Origin of the sequence: Veillonella sp. CAG:933 (assembly GCF_000431435.1) — a bacterium.
Lineage (GTDB): Bacteria > Bacillota > Negativicutes > Veillonellales > Veillonellaceae > Veillonella_A.
Genome location: NZ_HF986234.1, coordinates 1 through 3,875, shown reverse-complemented (window position 1 = coordinate 3,875; position 3,875 = coordinate 1). Strand labels below are relative to the sequence as shown.

Sequence of the window (3,875 nt, the reverse complement as noted above, 5' to 3'; positions counted from 1 at the left end):
AGTATCACTTGTTGATTCAGTAGTATCTTGTCCAGTTTTTCTTCTGTGTTCATTCCTTTTTTGAATTCTTGCATTCCTAGTACCATAATTAGCATTGTATTTAGCAGTACACCATTCTAGATTCAATAATTTGTTATTAGTTTTATCTTCATCTATATGGTTTACCTGTTCTCCAATACATTCTGAAAATGTTGATAATACTAATCTATGTACTTTTACTTTGTAATTCCTTTTATTCTTTTGTAATGATACAGTTAGATATCCGTTGTGATCTAGCCGTTGAACTAGAATTTTTCCAATCGTTTTATGTAGACGTCCGTTAGAATGTTCTATTATTCTATCTTTTGATCGTACTTTACCAAAATTAGATACTTCATAATCTGGAAAATTGTATGCGGTTCTCCATATTTCTACGGTCATATCCTTCATAGAGTGCTTAGAAAGATATAGAAGAGCAATGCTATTCCAACATACTTGCGCAAGATGGTGGCAACCTGTTTCTGGATCTATTTCATTTCCTTTTTCGAATTCCCACAGATGACGCAACAAAGCCGCTTTGTATCTTTGATAACCATTATCAAGATATTGCCATGTATTTTCTCCATACTTCTTAGCTCCTTCTGTATATACTCTGGCAATATCTTCAAGACAATCAAGAGGCATTAATTCCCATCTTGTTTTGTCATCTTTCTCGTCATTCTTTTTTCCTTCCTTTTGCATTCTATAAAATCTTCAAGTTGTTCCACACACCAAGTAACTAAATAAGCATATTGTTCATTTCCTTCATTATATCCTTCTGCATTCATTGATAAATAATCATATACAGCATCTGCATAATGGATTGATTCATGAGCTAAAGTAGAACAATGGAAATCATCTAGTACTATTAATATACCAACAGCTCTAGAATATTTCTCTCTGACCAAGAACGTAGCTCCCATTACACTACTTAGTTTGGGACGATCTCTTTCTGGTTCATCATTTCTAAGTTCTTTGGTAGTAAGAAAGAAATCAAAAAAATCACAAGCATCTTCCCAATCATCCAGAGTAGTAACATAAAGATTTACAGGATATAGATTTTGATATAAAAAAGCTTTAGTTGTTTTGTTTTTCATTCTCTCTGGTTTTTTCATACTTTCTTTTTGGTTTGATTTTGAATAAATACCCAAACATTATTGTTTTAGTATCTTCATCATTTGAAATAACTCTATTTGCAAATTTAAACGGGTGATTACAAATTACTTCTACTACTTGATGTGGAATATTATATTTATTTGCTAATTGTATATAGATATTAGAAGTTTTTTCCTTTTGAATCATATACTATTCTATAGTATTTATTTTTAAGCAAACCATCGATTGTAAATGATTCTACGTCTATTGTAGAAGGTCTAATTATATTTATCACACTAAACAAATCCTTTGTATCATTGTTCATCATAACGTGTTCTACTACTTCTAACTTAAGAGCTTTTTCTTCCTTTTTACTATATGGTTTGATAGGTTCTAAAATTATATATCTATCTTTTTCTTTTACTTTGATGTTCGTGGTTTCTACAAACATGGAAGAATTTCCAAAGTAAAGAACATACTTATTAAATGGTAATTCTTTTCTCATTAATTTATTCCACCAACATTTTAGTAAACCATATTTCTTATAGATAAGAATGGAACCTGTTTTTATATCTAAACATTTCATTTTATTCTCAGTATTATCGTTAGTTGCAAACGATCTCCAATAACAACTGGTATCAGAGCCTTATTTACGCTAAGTTCGTCTTCAGCAGGTCCAGCTATTAAAATACCCTTCTCTTTGAAAGACTTAATGTATCTACTTAGGTTATCCTTAGTAATACCTAAATTCTCAATGATATATTTTCTATTATATCTGTTTGCTACATTCTTATTTGAGTTAGGTTCCTTAACGTATTCCATATCCATTTTGATAAGTGTAGCCATCAATTCAAGCTCTCTATCGGTTAGCCTAAGTATTCCATTAAGCGCTTGTAAAAACTCTGGTATCAATTCTTCATTTGATACGGTTTTTACTAGTTTATTCATTTATGATTGTCTCGAGTTTATTTAACAATTTCATCATATTGAAATATACAGTATCGTGTTCTACCTTTACACAAGTTTGAATTTTACCTTCTTGATACTTCTTTTCAATATTGTTCTTACGTTGATTGTAAGTATTTTTCAATTGAGCAATAATAGTACGAATCTGTCTGATTTTCTTCTCATCATTAGATTCAACAGTAACATTTTCAATTGGCTCAACTAAACCACTTTTAGCATATTCCTCAATCATATCACATGATACAGCTACGTTTACTTGGGAATAATAATTTTGTGAGTCAGAAGATTTCTCATCAGAGAATGTATACATATCGTTATCCAATGTAAGGATATCGCCTGATTTTAATACGCCAAAAGGTTTAATAACTTTATATTCTGTAATCATAATTATTTAATGATATTTATTATTTGTTTCATTTTATCTTCTCCAATTTTTCTTGAAGAAATCGTAGTTTCTATACCTAATCCTGAACAAGGATCTTTCCAAGCTTTACATACTTTGCAGTATTCTTTGCTTTTCCGTTTAGCATCAAATGGGCATTTTTCCTTGACTGTTGTAATAGTAACTCGGTAATCTGACATAGTATTTATTTTTTAATAGTTCCAAGTGCTAATTTAATCCACTTGTTTACGTCAAAATCAGGATCTTTTTCAGATATGATTCTGCAATTGTTTGAAGAATCACATACTTCGTATTGTTTGGGTTGGGTTACTAAACCCATGAGACTAATTGCTTCATTCTTGGATAATGTTAATTCTGTAGCATTTTCCATGGAAGGATTATTAACGTCTTCTGGAACAAATACCTTAACTGTACCATCATCTTGTATTTGAATGAACTTTGAGTACTCACCCAACATGTTATTTATCATTTCTTTAATCATATTCACATAACGCAAATATTCAAAAAAAGTTGCATATTTTATACAATAAAAAAGGGGTTAACTTTATGCTAACCCCTAGTACATCCAACTACAACCACGATTAATTAAGACTACGCTTAGTCTTTAAAATATTTTTCTCCTTTAACAAAGGCTACTACATTATAAGGATTTATTAATTGACTATCTTTGAACAAATCAAAATCAATTGATGCTTTCCTAGGATATGCTACCACATCACCTACTTCAGGATGATTGTTCTCATCTTGCCACTGATATCCAGATGGCAGACGTAATACAATACCTTTTCTGAACGTAGTTAATACCTTTTCTTTAACTGTTTCGGTATCATTGATATCATAACCATTTTCGTCCTTTTTACCAGTCTCTACTGGCTTAATAATTTCTTTCTCTACGTATTCATCCTCTAAGGGCTTAACTATCATATCCTTAGTAGGGATATACACTAAACCGTCTATAACGGTCTTTAATATGTCCTGTTGATTTTCCATACTGGCTAAACGTACTTAATTAATTTTTGTTCTATTACTATGAAATTTTTCTTAGAATATGACCACCAGCACTACAACAAATACCTTGTGCAACATTATTTAGACATCCACTAAAGTTTTCAAATTGTCTAAAATAACACCCTCTGCATCCATCATATGCTCTGATTATTTTAAAATCATCACCATTTATGTTAACAACTCCTTGTCTAATCATTTCTAAGTATCTTGGCTCATTCATCATGATATAGTTTGATAATATTATATTATATACTGCAGTTATCTAGAGTAAGAGTAATGGTTTATATTACTACTAATTGCATTTTAAACTACTACTATATCCTACTCTGGATGTAGGAACGTATTATAATCTAATTTTGTTCCATTTTCTTTAATAATAAATTTT

At 30.3% G+C, this 3,875-nt stretch carries 7 protein-coding genes; all 7 read right to left on the bottom strand.

Going from position 1 to position 3,875, the window contains the following annotated elements; genetic code table 11:
• The coding region (locus QZL64_RS11985) for a dATP/dGTP diphosphohydrolase domain-containing protein (RefSeq protein WP_296309620.1) at positions 1-720 on the bottom strand (720 nt) is incomplete at its 3' end.
• The gene (locus QZL64_RS11980; RefSeq protein ID WP_021842198.1) at positions 663-1,133 is read right to left on the bottom strand and encodes a hypothetical protein; all 471 of its coding nucleotides are present in this window, start codon (positions 1,131-1,133) and stop codon (positions 663-665) included. The genes QZL64_RS11980 and QZL64_RS11985, both read right to left, overlap by 58 nt.
• 161 nt (positions 1,134-1,294) lie before the next feature.
• Positions 1,295-1,699 (bottom strand): hypothetical protein, encoded by a 405-nt coding sequence (locus tag QZL64_RS11975; RefSeq protein WP_021842196.1) that lies wholly within the window; start codon positions 1,697-1,699, stop codon positions 1,295-1,297.
• The gene (locus tag QZL64_RS11970) at positions 1,696-2,061 is read right to left on the bottom strand and encodes a hypothetical protein (RefSeq protein WP_021842195.1); all 366 of its coding nucleotides are present in this window, start codon (positions 2,059-2,061) and stop codon (positions 1,696-1,698) included. The genes QZL64_RS11975 and QZL64_RS11970 overlap by 4 nt, the downstream gene beginning before the upstream one ends.
• Positions 2,054-2,464, bottom strand: a complete 411-nt coding sequence (locus QZL64_RS11965) for a DUF7399 family protein (protein ID WP_021842194.1) — start codon at positions 2,462-2,464, stop codon at positions 2,054-2,056. Before QZL64_RS11965 ends, QZL64_RS11970 begins: the two co-directional genes overlap by 8 nt.
• Positions 2,465-2,666: 202 nt before the next feature.
• Positions 2,667-2,963: a hypothetical protein gene (locus QZL64_RS11960; protein ID WP_021842193.1), complete on the bottom strand. Its 297-nt coding sequence runs from the start codon at positions 2,961-2,963 to the stop codon at positions 2,667-2,669.
• A 116-nt stretch (positions 2,964-3,079) separates the two neighbouring features.
• Positions 3,080-3,472 carry a hypothetical protein gene (locus QZL64_RS11955; protein ID WP_021842192.1) on the bottom strand — a complete coding sequence of 131 codons (393 nt, stop codon included), beginning with the start codon at positions 3,470-3,472 and terminating at the stop codon, positions 3,080-3,082.
• Positions 3,473-3,875 lie beyond the last annotated feature (403 nt).